Source organism: Stenotrophomonas terrae (assembly GCF_039674165.1).
GTDB classification, from domain to species: Bacteria; Pseudomonadota; Gammaproteobacteria; order Xanthomonadales; family Xanthomonadaceae; genus Stenotrophomonas; species Stenotrophomonas terrae_A.
Genome location: NZ_JBDJMY010000001.1, coordinates 117,639 through 139,783 on the forward strand (window position 1 = coordinate 117,639; position 22,145 = coordinate 139,783).

The 22,145-nt window shown below is 64.0% G+C and carries 13 protein-coding genes; 12 read left to right on the forward strand and 1 reads right to left on the reverse strand.

Annotated features, from left to right (window positions below; genetic code table 11):
- Positions 1 to 8 precede the first annotated feature (8 nt).
- The 5 genes from ABE493_RS00530 to ABE493_RS00550 all read left to right on the forward strand — a co-directional run bounded on the left by ABE493_RS00530 (position 9) and on the right by ABE493_RS00550 (position 8,630).
- Entirely contained in the window at positions 9 to 1,538 is a 1,530-nt protein-coding gene (locus tag ABE493_RS00530) for a tryptophan halogenase family protein (RefSeq protein WP_346496238.1), read from the forward strand.
- 201 nt (positions 1,539 to 1,739) lie between these two features.
- Positions 1,740 to 3,233, forward strand: a complete 1,494-nt coding sequence (xylB, locus tag ABE493_RS00535; protein WP_346496240.1) for a xylulokinase — start codon at positions 1,740 to 1,742, stop codon at positions 3,231 to 3,233.
- Positions 3,234 to 3,277: 44 nt separating this feature from the next.
- Positions 3,278 to 4,612: a xylose isomerase gene (gene xylA / locus ABE493_RS00540; RefSeq protein WP_346496242.1), complete on the forward strand. Its 1,335-nt coding sequence runs from the start codon at positions 3,278 to 3,280 to the stop codon at positions 4,610 to 4,612.
- Between the two features lie 47 nt (positions 4,613 to 4,659).
- Positions 4,660 to 6,069 (forward strand): sugar porter family MFS transporter, encoded by a 1,410-nt coding sequence (locus ABE493_RS00545; RefSeq protein WP_346496244.1) that lies wholly within the window; start codon positions 4,660 to 4,662, stop codon positions 6,067 to 6,069.
- Positions 6,070 to 6,074: 5 nt separating this feature from the next.
- Positions 6,075 to 8,630 carry a glycoside hydrolase family 3 protein gene (locus tag ABE493_RS00550; RefSeq protein ID WP_346496246.1) on the forward strand — a complete coding sequence of 852 codons (2,556 nt, stop codon included), beginning with the start codon at positions 6,075 to 6,077 and terminating at the stop codon, positions 8,628 to 8,630.
- A 103-nt stretch (positions 8,631 to 8,733) separates the two neighbouring features.
- Here ABE493_RS00550 and ABE493_RS00555 read toward each other — a convergent pair whose 3' ends face one another.
- Positions 8,734 to 9,792, reverse strand: coding sequence for a LacI family DNA-binding transcriptional regulator (locus tag ABE493_RS00555; protein WP_346496248.1), 1,059 nt, complete (start codon positions 9,790 to 9,792; stop codon positions 8,734 to 8,736).
- A 92-nt stretch (positions 9,793 to 9,884) separates the two neighbouring features.
- Between ABE493_RS00555 and ABE493_RS00560 the strand changes: the two genes are divergently transcribed.
- The 7 genes from ABE493_RS00560 (at position 9,885) to ABE493_RS00590 (ending at position 21,942) form a co-directional block, all read left to right on the forward strand.
- A complete protein-coding gene (locus ABE493_RS00560; protein WP_430980681.1) occupies positions 9,885 to 12,068 on the forward strand; it encodes an alpha-glucuronidase family glycosyl hydrolase in 2,184 nt (727 codons plus the stop codon).
- Entirely contained in the window at positions 12,065 to 14,053 is a 1,989-nt protein-coding gene (locus ABE493_RS00565; RefSeq protein WP_346496252.1) for a sialate O-acetylesterase, read from the forward strand. The genes ABE493_RS00560 and ABE493_RS00565 overlap by 4 nt, the downstream gene beginning before the upstream one ends.
- Positions 14,054 to 14,124: 71 nt before the next feature.
- On the forward strand, positions 14,125 to 15,816 hold the full coding sequence (locus tag ABE493_RS00570; protein WP_346496254.1) for a glycoside hydrolase family 43 protein: 1,692 nt from the start codon (positions 14,125 to 14,127) through the stop codon (positions 15,814 to 15,816).
- Positions 15,817 to 15,881: 65 nt separating this feature from the next.
- Positions 15,882 to 18,509 carry a glycoside hydrolase family 3 protein gene (locus tag ABE493_RS00575; protein WP_346496449.1) on the forward strand — a complete coding sequence of 876 codons (2,628 nt, stop codon included), beginning with the start codon at positions 15,882 to 15,884 and terminating at the stop codon, positions 18,507 to 18,509.
- Positions 18,510 to 18,568: 59 nt separating this feature from the next.
- Entirely contained in the window at positions 18,569 to 20,053 is a 1,485-nt protein-coding gene (locus ABE493_RS00580; protein ID WP_346496256.1) for an MFS transporter, read from the forward strand.
- A 25-nt stretch (positions 20,054 to 20,078) separates the two neighbouring features.
- Positions 20,079 to 21,107 (forward strand): glycoside hydrolase family 43 protein, encoded by a 1,029-nt coding sequence (locus tag ABE493_RS00585; protein WP_346496451.1) that lies wholly within the window; start codon positions 20,079 to 20,081, stop codon positions 21,105 to 21,107.
- Positions 21,097 to 21,942: an aldose epimerase gene (locus ABE493_RS00590; RefSeq protein WP_346496258.1), complete on the forward strand. Its 846-nt coding sequence runs from the start codon at positions 21,097 to 21,099 to the stop codon at positions 21,940 to 21,942. Before ABE493_RS00585 ends, ABE493_RS00590 begins: the two co-directional genes overlap by 11 nt.
- The last annotated feature ends 203 nt before the right edge of the window (positions 21,943 to 22,145 follow it).

Sequence of the window (22,145 nt, forward strand, 5' to 3'; positions counted from 1 at the left end):
GCAAAGCTTTGGACGCTGCAACTACAACAGAAGGGCGTATCCGCAAGGTTGTCATCGCTGGCGGCGGCACGGCGGGATGGTTGGCCGGCTGTGCGCTGGCCCACCAGTTCCGCGACCAGCTGGACATCACCCTGGTGGAGTCCGAACAGATTGGCACCGTGGGCGTTGGTGAATCGACGGTGCCACCCATCCGCACCTTCCATCGCTTCCTGCAGATCGACGAGCAGGAGTTCATGCGTGCCGTCGCCGGGACGTTCAAGCTGTCCATCTCGTTCGAGAACTGGCGCCGGCCCGGGGAGCATTTTTTTCATCCATTCGGCACCATCGGCAAAGGTACCTGGGCAACGCCGTTCCATCACTTCTGGCTGGACAGCCTGCGCCGTGGCATGCCATCGGACCTGGGTGACTTCTGTCTGGAAAGCGTGGCCTCGCGCGACGACCGGTTTTCCCTGCAGACCCAGCCGCAGGCCAGTTATGCCTATCACTTCGATGCCGGGCTCTATGCAAAATTCCTGCGCCGCAAAGCCGAGGGCCACGGCCTGCGGCGGGTGGAAGGAAAGATCCGGGAAGTAAGGCAGCACGCGCATGACGGCTCGGTGCAGTCGCTGGTGCTGGAAGACGGGCAGGTGATAGAAGGCGATCTGTTCATCGATTGCACCGGCTTCCGTGGCTTGTTGACCGAACAGACCCTGCATACCGGCTATGAGGATTGGCACCAGTGGTTGCCCAGTGACAAGGCCGTGGCGGTGCAGACCGAAGCGGTGGGGCCGCCGGTGCCCTATACCCGCGCCATCGCGCATGAGGCTGGCTGGCGCTGGCATATTGCCCTGCAACACCGCGTGGGGTGTGGGTTGGTGTTCTCCAGTCGCCACATGTCCGATGACGAGGCGCATGCCAAGCTGCTGCGCGATGTAGCTGCGCCGCCGCTGCGCGATCCATGGCTGGTGCCGTTCCGCAGCGGGCGCCGGCTCAAGGCATGGAACAAGAACGTGGTCGCATTGGGTCTTGCCAGTGGCTTCATCGAGCCGTTGGAGTCGACCAGCATCCACCTGACCATCAGTGCGGTAGTGCGGCTTATCCAGCTGTTTCCGTTCGACGGAATCAGCCCATCGCTGGTCGATCTGTACAACGATGTAAGTCGCGCGGAGATGGAGCACGTGCGCGATTTCATCATCCTGCACTACCACGCGACGCAGCGCGACGAGCCGATGTGGAAGGCCTGCCGTGAGATGGAACTGCCCGCGTCGCTGCAGCTGCGGCTGCGTGCATGGCGCGAACGCGCGCATGCCTGGCAGGACCCCGGTGAATTGTTCCGGGTGGAGTCCTGGACCAGCGTGCTGCTGGGGCAGGGCATCCAACCAGGCAGTCCGCATCCGCTTGCCCGTTCCCTGGGTGATGCGGATCTGCGCACCTTGCTGGATGGGATCCGCCAGCCAGTGCGGCACGCTGCCGCGCAGATGCCGTCGCAGGCTGAATTCATCGAACGCTACTGCAAGGCAGCGGCGGAAGTGTGGCGGCCCAGCGTGGCAATGGCGTAGCGGGAAAGGCACTGGCAAACGACATGCGTTGCCAGTGCCACGGTTTTGCGTTGCAGCACGCTTTTTCTGCTGTGGCTGGTTACAGTGCGACAACACCGCAGGCGGCAACGCTGTGGTGGAAAAGAGGGAACAGGACTGCGTTCCCTTTTTTTACCGAAGCAAATGGTAGCGCTACCTTTCAACGAGTCGGAGGCGTTTTTGATGGATCTGGTTGCCGGAATTGATGCAGGTACGCAGAGCCTCAAGGTGGTGGTCTATGACCCTGCCGGGCGTATCGTGGTTGCCAGCACCAGCATGCCGCTGGACATGATCAGCGCTGCAGATGGCAGCCGCGAGCAACTACCGGCCGACTGGGTGGCCGCGCTGCACGCGTGCTTCCGGCAGATTGATCCTTCCGTGCGCTCACGCATTGTTGCGTTGGCGGTATCTGGCCAGCAGCACGGTTTTGTAGCGGTGGATGGCGCAGGCGATGTGCTGGCACCGGCCAAGCTGTGGTGTGACACCAGCACTGCGGCCGAGTGCACGCAGATCATGGACGCGTCAGGCGGCGTTGCGCGGACCATCGCGCTCGCCGGCAATCCCATCCTTGCCGGCTACACCGCATCCAAGCTGCCATGGACAAAGACGCACCGGCCTGCCGCCTACGCGCAGCTGGCCACCATTCTGTTGCCGCATGACTATCTCAACTTCGTCCTGACCGGCCAGCGTTTCTGCGAATACGGCGATGCTTCCGGCACAGGCTGGCTCGACGTGCGCAGCCGCAGCTGGTCAGCCGAGCTGCTGCGTGCGACCGATTCGCAGCGTGACCTTGGCGCCTGCTTGCCGCGCATCGCCAATCCGGATGAGCTGTTTGATATCGAGCCGGCTACCGCCAACGCACTGGGTTTGCAGGCAACGGTGAAGGTCGCGGTGGGTGGCGGCGACAACATGATGGCCGCCATCGGTACCGGTTGCGTCGAGCAGGGTCGGCTGGCGATGAGTCTGGGTACCTCCGGCACCTTGTTTGCCTATTCGGATACACCGGTGGTTGACCCCGACGGGGCATGGGCCGCGTTCTGTTCGTCCACCGGTGGCTGGCTGCCGCTGATCTGCACAATGAACTGCACCGTGGCAACCGAGCAGGTCGCCACTGCATTCGGTTTCAGCACACGCGATGGTGACGCACACCTGCGCGACACCGCGCCCGGCGCGGATGGACTGGTGATGCTCCCCTTCCTCAATGGTGAGCGCACCCCCGACCTGCCGCTCGGCAAAGGCGTGCTGGCGGGCCTGGACACCACCAATATGACGGCGGCACACATCTACCGCGCCGCGATGGAAGGGGCGACCTACAGCCTGAAATACGGCTACGACGCGTTTGTCGGCGCAGGCATGCAGTTCGAGCGCATCGTACTGACTGGCGGCGGCAGCAACAGCGCCGCGTGGCGTCAACTGGTGGCCGACGTATTCGGCTTGCCGGTGGACGTGCCCACCCAGCCCGAAGGCGCCGCGTTTGGTGCGGCATTGCAGGCGCTGTGGGCCATTGGCCTGGCACGCGGTGATACGGCATCGATCGCGGACATCACCCGCCTGCATGTCGCCGTCGACCCGGCGTTGTCCGCGCGGCCCGACCCGCAACGAAGCCAGGCTTACGCCACGGCATACACACGTTTCCTGCGACATCTCGACGCCATCACGCCGCTGCAGCGCGGCTGATGTCCCTCTCCGCGACACCCCGCACAACTACAGGAATACGCAGCATGAGCACGCAGCCCTTCATCGGCGCCAAGGAATACTTCCCCGGCATCGGCCGCATCCCGTTCGAGGGCCGCGGTTCGGACAACCCCCTCGCGTTCAAGGTCTACGACGCCAACAAGGTCATCGGTGGCAAGACCATGCAGGAACACCTGCGCTTTGCGGTCTGTTACTGGCATACCTTCTGCAATGCCGGCCACGATCCGTTCGGCCCAGGCACCCGCCATTTCCCGTGGGAAGCCGGTTCGCCGATGGCGACCGCCGAGGCCAAGGTGGATGCGGCGTTCGAGTTCTTCACCAAGCTGGGCGTGCCGTACTGGTGCTTCCACGATATCGATCTGGCACCGGATGCCGATGACATCGGGCAGTACGAGAAGAACCTCAAGCACATGGTCGGCCTGGCCAAGGCGCGGCAGGAAGCGACCGGCATGAAGCTGCTGTGGGGCACGGCCAATCTGTTCTCGCATCCGCGCTACATGAATGGCGCGTCGACCAACCCGGATTTCGCGGTGGTGGCGCGTGCAGCGGTGCAGGTGAAGGCGGCGCTCGAGGCCACGGTCGAACTGGGCGGCGAGCATTATGTGTTCTGGGGTGGCCGCGAAGGCTATGCCGCGCTGGTGAACACCCAGATGAAACGCGAGGTTGACCACTTTGCCCGCTTCCTGACCATGGCGCGCGACTACGGGCGCAGCATCGGGCTGAAGGGCAACTTCCTGATCGAGCCCAAGCCGATGGAGCCGATGAAGCACCAGTATGACTTCGACAGCGCCACCGTGGCGGGCTTCCTGCGGGAGCATGGCCTTGAAAAGGACTTCAAGCTCAACATCGAGGCGAACCACGCCACGCTGTCCGGCCATACCTTCGAGCACGACCTGCAGGTTGCCGCCGATCACGGCCTGCTCGGCAGTATCGATGCCAACCGTGGCAATGCGCAGAACGGCTGGGATACCGACCAGTTCCCCACCGACCTGTATGACACTGTCGGTGCGATGCTGGTGGTGCTGCGGCAGGGCGGGCTGGAAGGCGGCCTGAACTTCGACGCCAAGGTGCGCCGCGAGTCCACCGACATGGAGGACTTGTTCATTGCCCACGTAGGCGGTATGGATGCATTCGCGCGCGGGTTGGAAGTAGCCCACGCGCTATTGACCGACTCACCGCTGGAGCAGTGGCGCAGGCAGCGTTATGCCAGCTTCGACAGCGGTGCCGGCCGGGACTTCGAGAACGGTACGCTCAAGCTGACCGATCTGGTGGCCCTGGCCAGCAAGGCCGGTGAGCCCGCGCAGATCAGCGGCAAGCAGGAAAAGTACGAGAATCTGCTCAACCAGTACCTGCTGCGCTGAGCGCAGCAGGATCGCATCGACATTGCAGGAATGGGGAGGGGACGGTAATGAACCAGGCAACGACCGGGGGTGAGAACACCCGGCTGATCGTGTTGATCAGCGTAGTAGCGACGATTGGCGGGTTCCTGTTCGGGTTCGACAGCGGGGTCATCAATGGCACCCAGGACGGCCTGCATCAGGCCTTCAAATCCGGCGAGTGGATGCAGGGCTTCGAGATTGCCTCCATGCTGCTGGGCTGCGCGGTCGGTGCGTTCAGCGCCGGTCGCCTGTCCGACAATCTGGGCCGTCGCAATGTGCTGATCATCTCGGCGGTCATGTTCCTGTTGTCGGCCATTGGTGCCGGCGCAGCCAGCTCGTCGTCCTGGTTCATCGTGGCGCGTGTGGTGGGTGGCTTTGCGGTGGGTGCGGCCAGTGTGATCTCGCCGGCCTATATCGCCGAGGTGGCACCGGCACGCTACCGCGGCCGCCTGGCCACGGTGCAGCAGATCGCCATCATCAGCGGCCTCACTGCGGCGTTCCTGTCCAACTACCTGCTGGCGGCCACCGCAGGTTCGTCCACCGAGGCGTTGTGGGGTGGTCATGCCGCATGGCGCTGGATGTTCTGGATGCAGGCGGTGCCGTCGCTGCTGTTCCTGTTGCTGTTGCTGACCATTCCGGAAAGCCCGCGCTACCTGGTTGTGAAGCGCCGCAAGCAAGACGCGCTGCATGTGCTCACGCGGTTGTTCGGCGCTGCCGGTGCGCAGGCCAAGCTGGAGGAGATCGATGCCTCGCTGTCGGCCGACCATCATCGTCCGCAGTTGTCCGACCTGAAGAACAAAGCCACCGGCAGGATCCGCCCGATCGTCTGGGTAGGCATTGGCCTGGCCACGTTCCAGCAGCTGGTGGGCATCAACGTGGTGTTCTATTACGGCGCCGTGCTGTGGCAGGCCGTTGGATTCTCCGAGAACGATGCGCTGCTGATCAACGTGCTGTCGGGTGCACTCAGCATCGGCGCCTGCATCGTCACGGTGCTGTTGATTGATCGCATTGGCCGCAAGCCGCTGCTGTGGATCGGTTCGGCAGGCATGGCGGTGTCACTTGCATTCGTGGTGGTGGCCTTCGCCAGCGGCTCTCTGGTCGATGGCCATCTGCAGCTGCCTGGGCGCATGGGCACGCTGGCGCTGGTAGCCGCCAATGCCTACGTGGTGTTCTTCAACCTGTCGTGGGGCCCGGTGATGTGGGTGATGCTGGGCGAAATGTTCCCCAACCAGATCCGCGGCTCGGCCTTGGCCGTTGCCGGCGCGGCGCAATGGACGTCGAACTTCGCCGTGACGGTGACCTTCCCGATCCTGTTGGCGGCGACCGGCTTGGCGGCGACCTACAGCATCTATCTGGTGGCGGCAGTCATCTCGGTGTTCTTCGTACTCAAATACGTGCGCGAAACCAAGGGCAAGGAACTGGAGCAGATGGAAGGATGAACGCCATGACCCAACCTGATTCCCGCCGTGCCCGCACCGGCCTGCTGTTAGCTGCGCTGTTGCTGGCCCTGGCTGCCTGCAAGGGCGAGGAGCAACCCGCCGCATCCACCACCAGCGATGCCAGCGTCTGGCCGCAGGTTGCCTGGCCGCTGCCCGAAGATCCCGCGCTGGAAAAACGCATCAGCGAGTTGTTGGCCAGCATGACGGTCGAGGAAAAAGTTGGCCAGCTGGTGCAGGGCGACATCGGCAGCCTTACCCCCGATGACGTGCGCAAGTACCGGCTCGGGTCGATCCTGGCCGGGGGCAACTCCGACCCCGGTGGTCGCTACGATGCCTCGCCTGCGGAGTGGTTGGCACTGGCCGACGCGTTCTACGACGCATCGATGGACACCTCCCAGGGCGGCAAGGCAATCCCGGTGGTGTTCGGTATCGATGCCGTGCACGGGCAGAGCAACATCGTCGGCGCTACCTTGTTCCCGCATAACATCGGTTTGGGTGCAGCACGCAACCCGGAGCTGCTGCGCAGGATCGGTGAAATCACCGCATTGGAGACACGCGCAACCGGCATGGAGTGGACCTTTGCGCCAACCGTGGCGGTGCCGCAGGACGACCGTTGGGGCCGTACCTATGAAGGCTATTCCGAATCACCGGACGTGGTGGCCAGCTATGCCGGTGCGATGGTGGAAGGCCTGCAGGGCAAGGTGGGTGCGGCGGACTTTCTCGACGGCCGCCATGTGATTGCCTCGGTAAAGCACTTCCTTGGGGATGGCGGCACCACCGATGGCAAGGACCAGGGCGATACCCGGATCGGCGAGGCCGAACTGGTGCGCATCCATGCGGCCGGTTATCCGCCGGCGAGCGCCGCCGGTGCACAAACGGCGATGGCCTCGTTCAACAGCGTCAACGGCGAGAAGATGCACGGCCACAAGCCGTACCTGACCGATGTACTGAAGGGTCGCATGCACTTCGGTGGTTTCGTTGTCGGCGATTGGAACGGGCACGGGCAGGTCAAGGGCTGCACCACCACCGATTGCCCGGCCACCATCAACGCCGGGCTGGACATGGCCATGGCTTCGGATAGCTGGAAGGGCTTCTACGAGACCACGCTGGCCGCTGCCAAGGCCGGCACGATCAGCCAGGAACGGCTCGACGATGCCGTACGCAGGATCCTGCGGGTCAAATTGCGGCTGGGCCTGTTTGAAGCGGGCAAGCCGTCGTCGCGTGCGGTCGGCGGCCAGTTCGCGCTGATCGGTGCGCCGGAGCATCGCGCGGTCGCGCGCCAGGCCGTGCGTGAATCGCTGGTGCTGTTGAAGAACCAGGGCGGCGTGCTGCCACTGTCGGCGAAGCAGCGCATCCTGGTAGCCGGCGATGGCGCCAACGATGTCGGCAAGCAGGCCGGCGGCTGGACGCTCAACTGGCAGGGCACCGGTACCACCCGCAAGGATTTCCCGAACGCGGACAGCATCTACGAAGGCATTGCCCAGCAGGCCAAGGCGGCGGGCGGCGAGGCTGAGCTGGCCGTCGATGGCAAATACACGCACAAGCCCGATGTGGCGGTGGTGGTATTCGGTGAAAACCCATACGCCGAGTTCCAGGGTGATCTGCCGACGCTGGCTTACAAGCCCGGTGATGACACGGATCTGGAACTGATCAAGCGGCTCAAGGCCGACGGTATCCCGGTTGTGGCGATATTCCTTAGTGGGCGCCCGCTATGGGTCAACCGGGAGATCAATGCAGCTGACGCGTTCGTGGCGGCATGGTTGCCGGGCTCGGAAGGCGCCGGCATTGCCGATGTATTGCTGCGCACGCCTGCTGGCGGCGTGCAGCACGACTTCAAAGGCAAGTTGAGTTTCAGCTGGCCGCGCACGGCAATCCAGTACGCCAACAACGTCGGGCAGAAAGACTATGACCCTCTGTTCGCGTTCGGCTTCGGCTTGACCTATGCCGACAACGGCGACCTGGCAGCCTTGCCGGAAGTGTCGGGCGTAACCGGTGAGGAAGGCGCGGCCGGCGTGTTCTTCGCGCGTGGCGATACCGGCTCGGGCATCGCACTGCGACTGGAGGACAGGACCGGGCAGGGCGTGACCGTCACCAAGGTGCCGGAAGTGCTGGATGGTGAACTGTTGAAGGTAAGCGGCGTGGATCACCTGGCGCAGGAAGATGGCCGCCGCCTTGCATGGTCAGGCAAGGGCGATGCTGTTGTCGCATTGCAATCGCACACCGCATTGGATCTGCAGCGCGAGAGCAACGGTGACCTGATGCTGTTGACGACCCTGCGCGTGGATGCTGCCCCAAGCGCTGATTCCTGGCTGTCGGTTGGCTGCGGCACGGGCTGCAGTGCACGCATCGCGATGACGCCAACGCTGGCAAAGCTGCCGGTGGGCCAGTGGACGCGCGTTGGCGTACCGCTGAAGTGCCTGGCTGCGGCAGGAGCGGATGTCGGCAAGCTGGATCGTCCCTGGTCGTTGGCTACGGCAGGCGCAATGACGCTCTCGGTATCCCGCGTTGCCTTGGGCGCCTTGAACGAAGCGGAGACCACCGTCGCATGCGCCGGTGTGTAAGCACAGCTGCATTGTTGGCGACGGTGACGCATGTCAACGTCGTCTGCGTCCTCATCTGCGTGCCCAGCACGCGGGTGTTGTCCGCATGCTGATACGCCGCGTGCTAGCGGCGCTTGGGCGGCGTCGCCACCGAGTCGCGGGTGACCAGGCGGTGGGGCAGCACGTGGTCCATCAATACCGGCGTGCCGTCTGTTTTGCGACGGATGCTGCGCAACAAAATGTCGATGGCGGCGTTGGCCATCGCCGCGATCGGCTGATGGATGGTGGTGAGTTCTGGCCACACGGTTGTAGCAGCGGAACTATCATCGAAGCCGACCACCGACAGGTCGCGGGGTACATCCAGGCCACGCCGGTGTGCCACCGAGATGGCCGCCGCGCCCATGTCGTCGTTGCTGGCGAAAATGGCAGTCGGCGGCTTCCGCTGGGACAACAGCTTCTCGGCAGCCGTCAGCCCGGACCGGTAGGTGTAGTCACCTTGCTGGACCAGGCCGGGTTCCACCTCCAGCCCGGCCTCGTGCAAGGCGGTGACGAAACCGTCGTAGCGCCGCGCGCTTGCGCTGAGGTCCTTGCGCCCACGGATGAAGCCGATGCGGCTGTGGCCTTGTTGGATCAGATATTCGGCCATTTCCTTGCCGGCATGGAAGTCATCGATGCGGACGCAGGAAATGTCCTCGCTCAGATGACCCGAAGCGATGGCCACCACCGGGATGCCGGCCTTGACCAGTTCGGTCACGGCAGCCTGCGACTCGCACAGCGGTGGCGGCAGAATGACGCCATCCACCCGCCCGGCCAAGGCGCGGGCGGCGTTGCGTTCGGCCTCGGTATCCAATTCATCCCAGTAATCGACGACCAACTGGATCGCGGAGCTGGACGCGACACGCAACAGGCCCACCAGCAGCTCGCGCAGGTAAGCACCGCTGGGATTGGTGTAGATCAGCGCGATACGCGTGTGCTGCGCGGCGGCCAGCGAACTGGCGGCCAGATTGGGCGTATAGCCCAACGCATGCACCGCGCGCATGACGCGCTCGCGGGTAAGGTCGCGTACCTTGCCCTGGTTCATCACCCGCGACACGGTCATCGGCGATACCCCGGCAAGGGTGGCCACCTCGTCGATCGTCACGCCACTGGTTTTGCGGCGGACCGATTTCTTCGGCTTGTCCAATACGCGTTCCCTTCTTTCTGTGTGGCGCTGCGGCGCGGCTGCCAGGGGGGATGATGGAGTATCCGGGGCAGGGCCATAGCTTACAAAGTCGAATGTTAACGCCACTGCTCCGCGCCAGCGGGCGGCGCCTTTGGCTGTGCGGCGTGGCCTTGGTTTTTTTGGCGAGCATGGGCAGGTTGCATGCCGAAGACGGCTACGCCCTGTGGATGCGTTATGTTCCGCTCGAAGCCACGCTCGCCGAGGGTTACCGCACGCAACTGGGCGCTGTCGCCGCGCCCGATCAGACACCCACCCAGCACGCCGCACGCGAAGAACTGTCGCGCGGCCTGGCTGGCCTGCTGGGCAGCGCGCCGCAGCTGCATACCGATGCGGCCGCTGGACAAGGGCTGATCCTGGGTACGCCGCAGTCATCTGCCTTGGTGGCGCCATACCGCAGGGATCTTGAGTCACTGGGCGCGGAGGGCTACCTGCTGCGGCAGACACAGGTAGGCGGGCGCAACGTGTTACTGATTGCCGCGCGTGAGGATATCGGCGTGCTCTACGGGGTGTTCCATCTGCTGCGCCTGCTGCAGACCGGCGCACCGCTCGCCGGTCTTGAGGTGCGCGAGTCACCCCGGCTCACGCTGCGTTTGCTCAATCACTGGGACAACCTGGACCGGTATGTCGAACGCGGTTACGCCGGCAGCTCACTGTGGGATTGGCAGACGCTGCCGGACTGGCGGGACCCGCGCTACACCGACTATGCCCGCGCCAATGCCTCGCTCGGCATCAATGGCACGGTTCTGAACAATGTCAACGCCAATGCCTTGAGCCTGACCCGCCCGTATCTGCAGAAAGCAGCCGCCTTGGCGCAGGTATTCCGGCCTTACGGCATCCGTGTGTATCTGAGTGCGCGCTTCAGTGCGCCCATCGAATTGGGCGGGCTGAAAACCGCGGATCCGCTTGATCCGGCGGTGCAGCGCTGGTGGCGCGACAAGGCCAACGAGATCTACGCGCTGATCCCGGATTTTGGTGGCTTTCTGGTCAAGGCGAACTCGGAAGGTCAGCCGGGCCCACAGGATTACGGGCGCTCGCATGCCGATGGTGCCAACCTGCTGGGCGACGCGCTGGCAGCGCACGGCGGTGTGGTGATGTGGCGTGCCTTCGTCTACGCGCACGATGTATCCGAAGACCGCACCAGGCAGGCGTATAGCGAATTCTCCGGTCTGGACGGTGCTTTCCGCCCGAATGTGATCGTGCAGGTGAAGAACGGCCCGCTGGATTTCCAGCCGCGCGAACCCTTGCATCCGCTGTTTGGCGCCATGCCGCACACACCATTGATGATGGAGTTGCAGATCACCAAGGAATACCTTGGCTTCGCGACGCATCTCGTCTATCTGGGCCCACTTTACGAAGAAGTGTTGCGTACCGACACACACGCACGCGGCGCCGGCTCAACGGTAGCCCGGGTGATCGATGGTTCCCTGGAAGGTCACACACTCACCGGCATCGCCGGTGTTGCGAACACAGGCACTGACCGCAACTGGAGTGGCTCGCACTTCGACCAGGCCAACTGGTACGCCTTCGGCCGGCTGGCGTGGAACCCGCATCAGTCCGCGCGCGACATCGCCGCAGACTGGGCAGCAATGACGTTCTCAGCGGATCCTGCGGTGGTCCAGCCCATCGTCGAGATGATGATGGCATCACGCGAAGCAGCAGTGGACTACATGACACCGCTGGGCCTGCATCATTTGATGGCGCGCGGGCACCACTATGGGCCGGGCCCCTGGGTCGCTGGCGGACCACGCGCAGACTGGACTTCGGTGTACTACCACCGTGCTGACCGCAACGGCATCGGCTTCGACCGGACGGCGCGTGGCAGCAATGCCGTGGCCCAGTACGCCCCCGCGTTGGCTGAAGCATATGGCGATCTTGAGCAGGTTCCCGAGCCATTGTTGTTGTGGTTCCACCATGTTCCCTGGGATCACCGCATGCACTCCGGGCGCAGCTTGTGGGACGAGCTGGTGGGCCGCTATTCGCGGGGCGTGCGTCAGGTGCAGGCGATGCAGGCCAGCTGGGATGGCCTGCAGGGCAGGGTAGATGCACCACGCCACCAACAGGTTGCGGCCTTCCTGCGCATCCAGCACAACGAGGCGCAGTGGTGGCGTGACGCCAGCGTTGCGTATTTCCAGTCGTTGAGCGGAAGGCCGTTGCCGGCGGGCGAAGCAGCGCCACCGCAGCCGCTGGCCTATTACCAGTCGCTGCAGTTTCCTTTCGCGCCGGGGGATGGGCAATGAGCTGGAGCAAGCCATGGGGTGCTGCGCTGTTGGCGGCTGCACTCGCTTTCGGTGCCTCTCCCTTGCGGGCGCAGGATTCCATGCCGGCGTTGCTGCATCCGCTGTTCCAGGATCACGCCGTCCTTCAGCGGGATCAGCCAGTTCCTGTGTGGGGCCATGCCGATCCGGGGGAAACGGTATCGGTGGCGTTCGCACGGCAAACCGTCAGCACGCGTGCGGATGCGGAAGGGCGTTGGCGCACGACACTGCAGCCGATATCCGTTGGCGGTCCCTATGAATTGACGGTCCACGTCGGGCATGCGACCCAGACCGTGCGTGACCTGTGGATGGGCGATGTATGGCTGTGTTCCGGGCAGTCAAACATGGAACTGCCAGTGTGGCGCGCGCTCAACGCCGGTAGTGAGATCGCCTCGGCCACGCAGCCGACTATCCGCTTGTTCACCGTGCCGCAGGCAGCGGCCTTCAGTGCGCAGCATACTTTCAGCAGTACAGCTGCCTGGGTATCTGCGACCCCGGAGACGGTGCGCGAATTCTCTGCGGCGTGTTTCTACTTTGCGCGTGAGCTGCAGAAGACAGTCGATGTACCGATGGGGCTGATCCAGGCCGCATGGGGCGGCTCGCGAATCGGGGCCTGGACCAGCGCCAAGGCCCTGCGCGCGCACGGCGGCATGGATGAGGCGTTGGATGTGCTCGCGCTGTATGCCCGCGACCCCGCCGGCGCGCGCCTGCAATGGGGCCAGCGTTGGCAAAAATGGTGGCTTGCGCGCGAAGACGCTGTAGCCGGCGACGCGCCGTGGGGGCTGGATTCGGGCAGCAGCGGTTGGCAAGAGGCACCTGAGATGCTTGGCGCGTGGGAACACTGGGGCGTGGCAGCGCTGGCCGACTACAACGGCATGGGGTGGTACCGCAGCCAGCTCACCCTTACCGCAGCGCAGGCCGCACAGGGCGCAACACTGGAGCTGGGGCCCGTTGATGAGACCGACATGACCTGGGTCAATGGCGTGGCCGTGGGCAGCCAGTACGGCGCAGGCGAGGCACGTCGGTATCCGTTGCCGAACGGCTTGCTGCAAGCCGGCAGCAACACGGTGGTTATCAACGTGCTGGACACCTATGGCGATGGCGGACTTTCCGGTCCCGCGAGCGCTCATGGCCTGCGTTTCGACGATGGCACGCGTGTCGGGCTCGATTCGCCGTGGCAGTACCGCATCGCGCCGGGCGCACAATCACCGCCGCTCGCGCCTTGGCATGCTGCGACCGGTCTGTCGACGCTGTACAACGGCATGATCGCACCGCTGGGCGGCTATGGCTTGCGCGGCATGCTCTGGTACCAGGGCGAATCAAACACGGCTGATGGCGCTGCCTATGCAGCGCTGCTGCGCACATTGCGTGATGGCTGGCGCAGCCAGTTCGGCAAGCAGATGCCGCTGCTGGTGGTGCAGTTGGCCGGTTATGGCCTGCCACCTGTGGTACCGGTTGAAAGCAGGTGGGCGCAGGTGCGTGAAGCACAGCGGCGTGTCGTTGCGGAAGATCCCCGCTCCGCGCTTGCGGTGGCTATCGACATCGGTGATGCCTACGACATCCATCCGCCCAACAAGCAGGAGTTGGGGCGACGCCTGGCACGTGCGGCGCGCCATCTGGTCTATGCGGAGGAAGGGCTTTCGCCATCCGGTCCGCAGGCACTGGCGGCAGCACACACGGCGGAGGGCGTGCGCATCATGTTTGGCGAAATCACCGGCAAGCTGGTGACAACCGGCGCGAACGGGCCCATCGGCTTTGAACTCTGCGATGCCGACGCGCGGCAATGCAGTTATGCCGACGCCAGAATGGATGAGCGTCATGTCGTGCTTCGCAGCCCGCAGGCCAATGCGGCCGCGCTAGTCCGCTACTGCTGGGCAGATGGCCCGGTCTGCACGCTACGCGACAGCGCCGGCATGCCAGCGGGCCCATTCGAGCTACCTATCACTGATGCCGAGGTACCACGATGAGCCTGCTCTCCACGCGGTACAGCACGGACACTGGTCGGGACACCTCCGCAAGCGCGCTGGGGCGCATTTCAATGCGCCAGCTGCTTGCTGCGGCACTGCTGTTGATGGCCACGACCGCTCACGCGCAGGACGTAACTGTTGCACCGCCTGCGTACTTCGACTGGTTCGAGTATTCCGGTAGCGACACTGCCTTTGAAGCCCCGCTGCCGGCCGGCCACTACCGCAACCCGATCCTGGCCGGCTTCCACGCGGACCCAAGCATTGTTGGTGCCAACGGCAAGTTCTATCTGGTCAACTCCAGCTTTACCTACTATCCCGGCATTCCGGTGTTCGAGAGCAGCGATCTGGTGCACTGGAAGCAGATCGGCAATGTCATTGACCGGCCCACGCAGTTGGACTTCGATGGTCTGAGCGTTTCGCGCGGCATCTTTGCACCCAGCATCGAATACCACGACGGCACGTTCTACGTGGTCACCACGGCAACCGACAGCGGCGGCAATTTCATCGCCACCGCGCGCGATCCTGCGGGGCCATGGTCCGACCCGCACTGGTTGCCAAGCGTCGGCGGTATCGATCCGTCGCTGTTCTTCGATGAGGACGGTACGGTCTACCTGCTCAACAACGACGAACCGCCGGGGCCGGCACGCTATGACGGCCATCGCGCCATCTGGATGCAACAGATTGATCTGGGCGCTTTCAAGCCGATCGGTCCGCGCAAAGTGCTGATCGACGGCGGGGTGGAGCCGGAGAAGAATCCAATCTGGATCGAAGGCCCGCACCTCTACAAACGCGATGGCTGGTACTACCTGTCCGACGCCGAGGGTGGCACCGGGCCACAGCATTCGCAGGTGGTGTTGCGCAGCCGCGAGGTGTGGGGGCCGTATGTTGCCTATGCGGGCAACCCAATTCTGACCCAGCGGGATCTGCCGGTTGATCGTCCTTTACCGATCACCAATGCCGGCCACGCGGATCTGGTTGAAGGCCCGGATGGTTCGTGGTGGGCCGTGTTCCTGGCCAGCCGCAACTACCAGCAGCGCCACTACAACACCGGCCGCGAAACCTACCTGCTGCCGGTCGAATGGCGTAACGGTTGGCCGCAGATCCTGCCGGCCGGGCAGAACATTCCCTATGTGGCAGCTGCGCCGTCGTGGATGCGCGGCGAAGCCAGGCAAACGCCATCTACCGGTAATTTCAGCGTTCGTGATGAGTTCAATGGTCCGGAGCTCAGCTCGGACTGGTTGCGCGTACGGGTGCCCAAGGTGGCATGGGCCGACCTGCACGAGCGGCCGGGTGCGCTGACCGTGCATCCGCTGCCTGAGGACCTGGATACGCTGCATAACCCGGCTTTTCTGGGGCGTCGCCAGCAGCATCTGCGCTTCGAGGCGAGCACCGGGATGACCCGGCCCGCTGTTGGTATTGCCGCCGGTCTGGCGGCATTCCAGAGCGAAGCCTATTGGTACTTTCTTGGCGTGCGCAGCCTGGCCGGTGATCGGCTGCTGATCTTCCTCGAGGGCAGTGACGGCAGCGGGGTAACGCGCACGCTGGCCTCGCAGGAGATCGCTGCGCCCGCTGCGTTGGAGCTGAAGATCAAGGGTGATGAAGGCAGTTATGCATTCGCCTTCGACCTCGGCGACGGGCGTGGTTGGCAAACCCTGGCCAGCGACGTGGACGGCACCGTATTGAGTACTGATCGGGCCGGCGGCTTCGTCGGCACCTTGCTGGGACCATTCGCGCGCGATGAGCGCGCCTCGAGGAGCAAATGATGACGCGGACGCCTTGCATCGCCACCGGCCGTCGCCGCCCGTGCTTCTACACGTTTGCGTTGTGCATGGCCTTCTGGGCGGCACCGTTGGCATTGGCGGCCGAGAACAAACCCTGGCTCGATACTTCCGCCAGCTTCCAGACACGTGCCGCAGCGCTGGTCGAGCAGATGAGCCTGGAGGAAAAGGCCGCACAGATGCAGAACGCGGCACCGGCCATCGAGCGCCTGGGCGTTCCTGCCTATGACTGGTGGAATGAAGCACTGCATGGTGTGGCACGCGCGGGGCAGGCTACGGTGTTCCCGCAGGCCATTGCCTTGGCGGCGACCTTTGATGTGCCGTTGATGGGGGAGGTTGCCACCGTCATCAGCGACGAGGCACGTGCCAAACACCATCAGTTCCTTCGCGAAGGCGCGCATGGTCGTTACCAGGGGCTGACCTTCTGGTCGCCGAACGTCAACATCTTCCGCGACCCGCGCTGGGGTCGGGGCCAGGAGACCTACGGCGAGGATCCCTACCTTACGGCCCGCATGGGCGTTGCCTTCGTGCACGGTCTGCAGGGTGACGATCCCGTTTACCGCAAGCTGGACGCCACTGCCAAGCACCTGGCGGTGCACAGCGGCCCCGAAGCGGACCGTCATCACTTCGATGCGCGGCCGAGCAAGCGCGACCTGTACGACACCTACCTGCCGGCCTTCGAGGCCTTGGTGAAGGAGGCCGATGTGGATGCGGTGATGGGCGCCTACAACCGGGTATATGGCGAATCCGCGAGCGCAAGCAATTTCCTGTTGCGCGACCTGCTGCGGCGCGACTGGGGCTTCAAGGGCTATGTGGTTTCGGATTGCTGGGCCATCGTCGATATCTGGAAGCACCACAAGATCGTCGCCAGCCGCGAAGAGGCGGCGGTGCTGGCGGTCAAGAAGGGCACCGAACTGGAATGCGGTCAGGAATACGCGACTCTGCCCGCAGCAGTGCGCCAGGGATTGATCAGCGAAGCGGAGATTGACGATGCGGTCACCCGCCTGTTCACCGCGCGCATGCGGCTGGGCATGTTCGACCCACCGGAGCGTGTGCGCTGGGCACAGATTCCGGCGTCGGTGAACCAGGCCACGGAACACGATGCGCTGGCATTGAAGGCAGCGCAGGAATCTCTGGTACTACTCAAGAACGATGGCGTGCTGCCGTTGTCGCGCACGCTCAAGCGCATCGCCGTGGTTGGCCCCACCGCTGATGACACCATGGCGCTGCTCGGCAATTACTTCGGCACCCCGGCCGCGCCGGTGACCGTATTGCAGGGCATACGCGACGCGGCCAAAGGCATCGAGGTGCGCTACGCACGCGGTGTGGATCTTGTCGAAGGCCGCGATGACCCCAGCGCGACGCCGCTGATCGAAGCCGCCTTCCTGCGGCCGTCGGCCGATTCGCCTGAGCGCGGCCTGCGCGGTGAGTATTTCCGCACTGCAGATCTTTCGGGTACGCCGGCGCTGGTACGCACCGACGCACAGATCGGTTTTCGTTGGGACCGTGGCTCCCCCACCGACAACCTGCTGGCGCGCGGTGAAGCCGCACCGGGGCAGGGTATTCCCAGCGATGGTTTCAGCATCCGCTGGAGTGGCCAGCTGTTGCCGCCCACGTCGGGCCGCTACCGGATCGAGGCAGCGGCAGATGATGGTTTCCGCCTGTACATCGACGGAAAGCCGGTTCTGGACCATTGGACCGATAGCGATCGCCTGCATGCCGATGGCGTCGAGCTCGACCTGCGGGCAGGCCGCGCCTATGACCTGAAGCTGGAGTACTACGACGCCGAGCGCGATGCCGGCGTGCGGCTGGGCTGGCGTATGCCCGGCGCCAAGCCGCCATTCGAGGAGGCGCTTGATGCCGCCCGCAATGCGGACGTGGTGGTGTTCGTCGGCGGCCTGACTGGCGATGTCGAAGGCGAGGAAATGACGGTCAACTATCCCGGCTTTGCCGGCGGCGATCGCACCGATCTTCGCCTGCCTGCCACGCAGCGCGCTTTGCTGGAGGCGCTGCATGCCACCGGCAAGCCGGTGGTGGTGGTACTGACGGGCGGCTCGGCCTTGGCGGTGGACTGGGCCCAGGAAAATCTGTCGGCGATCCTGATGAGCTGGTACCCGGGCCAGCGCGGTGGCACCGCGGTAGGCCAGGCGCTGTTTGGCGGGGTGAACCCGGCCGGCCGCCTGCCGGTGACCTTCTACAAGGCCGACCAGGCGATGCCGGCGTTCGACGATTACACGATGGAAGGCCGCACCTACCGCTATTTTCGCGGCACGCCGCTGTATCCGTTCGGGCACGGGCTGTCCTATACCCGGTTTGACTACCGCAACCTGCGCGCCGACGCCAAGCTTGCCGACAATGGACGCTTGCAGGTCCGGGTGGACGTTGCCAACGCAGGCAAGCGTGCCGGCGACGAAGTGGTGCAGTTGTATGTGCGCCGGTTGCAGGCAGGGCAGGGCGATGCGCAGCAGGAGCTGCGCGGTTTCCAACGCATCCATCTGGCTGCCGGCGAAAGCCGCACCGTTGCCTTCGAGCTGGACGCACAGCAGGCATTGCGTCATTACGACGAAGCGCGAGCCGCCTATGTGGTGCCGCCAGGGCGTTACGAAGTGCGGATTGGCGGTTCCAGCGCGGATGCCCGCGTCCATGCGCAGTTCGAGGTGGAAGCGCGCCGTGACTGATCGACGCCAGCACCGTCAGCCTCATCCCGTTCAACCCTCCCGTCCAGGACACACGCTGCATGGCAAGTACTGAGCACACGCTATCCATCCGGGAGAAACTGGGCTACAGCCTGGGCGACCTGGCGGCAAACCTGATCTTCCAGACGCTGATCACCTACCTGGCGTTCTTCTATACCGATGTCTACAGGCTGCCGGCCGCAACGGCCGCGACGATCATCTTCGTTGTCGGTCTGCTCGGCGCATTCGTGTTCACGCCCTTGATCGGTATCGCCGCCGATCGCACCACCACACGCTGGGGCAGGTTCCGGCCTTGGATCCTGTGGACGGCGGTTCCGTTCGGTGTGTTGTCGCTGCTGGCGTTCAGCACGCCGGACCTGGGAGAGCGCGGCAAGGTGATCTATGCACTGACCACCTACAGCCTGCTGATGTGCGTCTACGCAGCCAACAACCTGCCGTATTCGGCGCTGAGCGGCGTGCTGACCGGGAGCATGGCACAGCGCAACAGCTTGTCGGCGTACCGATTCGTCGCGGTGATGGTTGCGCAGTTCATCATCCAGGTACTGCTGATGCCGCTGGTGCTGATCCTTGGCGATGGCGACCGCGTGCAGGGTTTCGAACGGGTGATGACGGTATTTGCGGTGATTGGAACGGTGTTCTTCCTGATCACCTTTGCCACCACCCGCGAGCGCATCGTGCCCAGCAAGGAACAGACCGGCGGCGTGCTGCAGGATCTGTCGGATCTGCTGCGCAACCGTCCCTGGCAGGTGATGCTGGCCCTCACCGTGCTTGTCTTCATCAACCTGGCGCTGAAGGGCGGCACCTACATCTACTATTTCCAGTACTACATGAGCGCCCCCGCACTGGCGGGTTTCCTCGACAATTCGGGCTTCAATGGGTTCATCAGCGCGTTGAACGCGGCGCTCAATGGTGCGGGGCTATCCGGCTTTACCTGGCCGGAAGATCCTGCGACCTCGGCCTTCAGCCTGTTCAATGCCTGCGGCATCATCTGCATGATTCTGGGGATCGGCGTATCGCGCCGGTTGGCCGACCGTTTCGGCAAGCGTGACGTTTTTGGCGGCGCCTTGTTTGTGTCCACGCTGTTCCTGCTGGTGTTCTACCTGTTCCCGCCGACAGCGGTTGCAGTGGCATTCGGCTCGTTCATGCTGCACGGCTTCTGCTATGGCATCACCATTCCGCTGCTGTGGGCAATGATCGCCGACGTTGCCGACTATTCCGAGTGGAAGAACCATCGCCGCGCCACCGCCATTATTTTCTCGGCAATGCTGTGTGGCCTGAAGATCGGGCTCAGCGTAGGCGGTGCGCTGGTCGCCGGCATTCTTGCCCATTACGGTTATCAGGCGGGCGCGGCCCAGCAGAGCGATGCCGTGGTCGACGGCATACGCATGACCGTGAGCATCTACTGCTCCATTCCCTTCCTCGTCGCGGTGGCGCTGTTGTTCATCTACAAGATCGACAAGGGCATGGAAACACGCATCGAACATGACCTCCAACTGCGCCGTAGCGGCGCCGACGCAGCGGCGTGACACCAAGACCATGACCATGAACGATATGCCCATCGACGAAACAAGCCAGGCCCACGAGGCCGAGCTGCAGCGGCTGGCGCAACACGCCATCTCCAAGCCGCTGGTTACCCAAATCTACACCGCTGACCCGTCGGCACATGTGTTCGAAGGGCGCCTTTACATCTATCCCTCGCATGATATCGACGGCGGCAAGCCGTTCGATGATGAGGGCGGGCACTTCGGCATGCAGGACTACCACGTGCTGCGGATGGATACGCCGGAAGGCACAGCCACCGACTGCGGCATGGTGTTGCATGTACGCGATGTGCCCTGGGCCAGGCAACAGATGTGGGCGCCGGACGCGGCCTGCCGCGATGGCCGCTACTACCTCTATTTTCCAGCCAAGGACGCGCAGGGCATATTCCGCATCGGCGTTGCGGTAGCGGAGGGTCCAGAGGGGCCGTTCACCGCCGAACCGGAGCCGATGGAGGGAACGTACTCCATCGACCCGGCCGTGTACGAGGACGACGACGCTACGCACTATCTCTATTTTGGCGGCATCTGGGGTGGCCAGATGCAGAAGTACCGCGACAACCGCTACGACGCGGCGCATGAGGAACCGGTGGGTGACGCGCCCGCGCTGGGACCGCGTGTCGGCCGCTTGGATGCCAGCATGACCCGGCTTGCCGAGCCGACGCGCGAGGTGTTGATCCTGGACGAACACGGACAGCCCCTGCGCGCCGATGATCATGAGCGGCGATTCTTCGAGGGGCCGTGGCTGCACAAGCACCAGGGCCGCTACTACCTTTCTTATTCCACTGGTGACACGCACCTGTTGTGCTACGCGGTTGGCGATAACCCGTATGGGCCGTTCACCTATGCAGGCGTGATCCTCAAGCCGGTAGTCGGCTGGACCACGCATCACTCGATCTGCATGTTCGAGGGCCAGTGGTACCTGTTCTATCACGATGCCCTGATGTCGGGCGGCGTCACCCATCTGCGCTCTGCCAAGTGCACTCCTTTGCATATGGAAGCCGACGGCAGCATCCGGACCATTGATCCTTATGGCGGCTGACCATTGCTTGCCGATCGACGATGCGCTGGCACCCTTGCCAGCCGGGCGCCTGCACTGGTTGCGGGTGGGCGAGCTGGAGGTCGCGCTTGCGCCCGAGGCAGGCGGGCGTATTGCCCAGATTCGCTACGCTGGCGTCGACTGGCTGGTCGGTGAGGACGATGCCGGGCCTGCGGCCATCGGCTGGGGTTGCTACCCGATGGTTCCATGGGCCGGGCGTATCCGTCGTGGCGGTTTCATTTTCGACGGCAGGTCTTTTACGTTGCCAGCCAACTTCGGTGCGCACGCGATTCACGGTGTGGGATTCTCGCAGCCTTGGCATGTCGACAGTTTTCATCCGCAAAGCGCAACGCTGTCCTTGGCCCTTCCCAACGATGCATATTGGCCGTTCGGTGGGGTTGCCACCCAGTCCGTGCACGTGGGGGCCAGCAGCCTGCAACTCCAACTCATGGTGGAGGCTGGCGATCAGGCAATGCCTGCGGAGCTCGGTTGGCACCCGTGGTTCCGCAAGCCTGACCATTTGCTGTTCACTCCCGATGCCATGTATCCGCGGGATGAGGAAGGGATTGCAACGTTGCCCCTCTGCAAACCGCCGCCCGGGCCCTGGGATGACTGCTTTGTCGCCAATGGCGAAACGGTACTGTTGCTTGCCGGACAGCGGCTGCGACTGCGGTCCAATGCGGATCATTGGGTGGTCTACGATGGCGCCGCGCATGCGACATGCGTGGAACCGCAGACGGGTCCGCCCGATGCATTCACGCTGGCGCCGCGCCGGTTGGCAGCCGGCCAGCGACTGGCTCTGACCTTTGAGTTGGCATGGGAGATCGCCGATTCCTGAGCTGGGCTATCGGCGAGAGCATCCACCGAAAGCGCTGATGGCCCGCCGCCGGCAACTGATTTTTCTCGGCGTTCATCATGTACAGCGTTGCGTCCACGACGTGGTCAAACGTGCAACCAGCAGCCATCAGTTGCTTGATGCCACGCTGCCACGCCAGCCTGATCAACACATCCTTCGTGGAAACGGACCTTGGTGTGCGGCGT

Bases quoted from the DNA above. Each gene is read 5' to 3' on its own strand.
- xylB (WP_346496240.1), top strand. From the start codon at position 1,740: ATGGATCTGGTTGCCGGAATTGATGCAGGTACGCAGAGCCTCAAGGTG.
- xylA (WP_346496242.1), top strand. From the start codon at position 3,278: ATGAGCACGCAGCCCTTCATCGGCGCCAAGGAATACTTCCCCGGCATC.
- ABE493_RS00545 (WP_346496244.1), top strand. From the start codon at position 4,660: ATGAACCAGGCAACGACCGGGGGTGAGAACACCCGGCTGATCGTGTTG.
- ABE493_RS00550 (WP_346496246.1), top strand. From the start codon at position 6,075: ATGACCCAACCTGATTCCCGCCGTGCCCGCACCGGCCTGCTGTTAGCT.
- ABE493_RS00560 (WP_430980681.1), top strand. From the start codon at position 9,885: ATGTTAACGCCACTGCTCCGCGCCAGCGGGCGGCGCCTTTGGCTGTGC.
- ABE493_RS00565 (WP_346496252.1), top strand. From the start codon at position 12,065: ATGAGCTGGAGCAAGCCATGGGGTGCTGCGCTGTTGGCGGCTGCACTC.
- ABE493_RS00570 (WP_346496254.1), top strand. From the start codon at position 14,125: ATGCGCCAGCTGCTTGCTGCGGCACTGCTGTTGATGGCCACGACCGCT.
- ABE493_RS00575 (WP_346496449.1), top strand. From the start codon at position 15,882: ATGGCCTTCTGGGCGGCACCGTTGGCATTGGCGGCCGAGAACAAACCC.
- ABE493_RS00580 (WP_346496256.1), top strand. From the start codon at position 18,569: ATGGCAAGTACTGAGCACACGCTATCCATCCGGGAGAAACTGGGCTAC.
- ABE493_RS00585 (WP_346496451.1), top strand. From the start codon at position 20,079: ATGCCCATCGACGAAACAAGCCAGGCCCACGAGGCCGAGCTGCAGCGG.
- ABE493_RS00590 (WP_346496258.1), top strand. From the start codon at position 21,097: ATGGCGGCTGACCATTGCTTGCCGATCGACGATGCGCTGGCACCCTTG.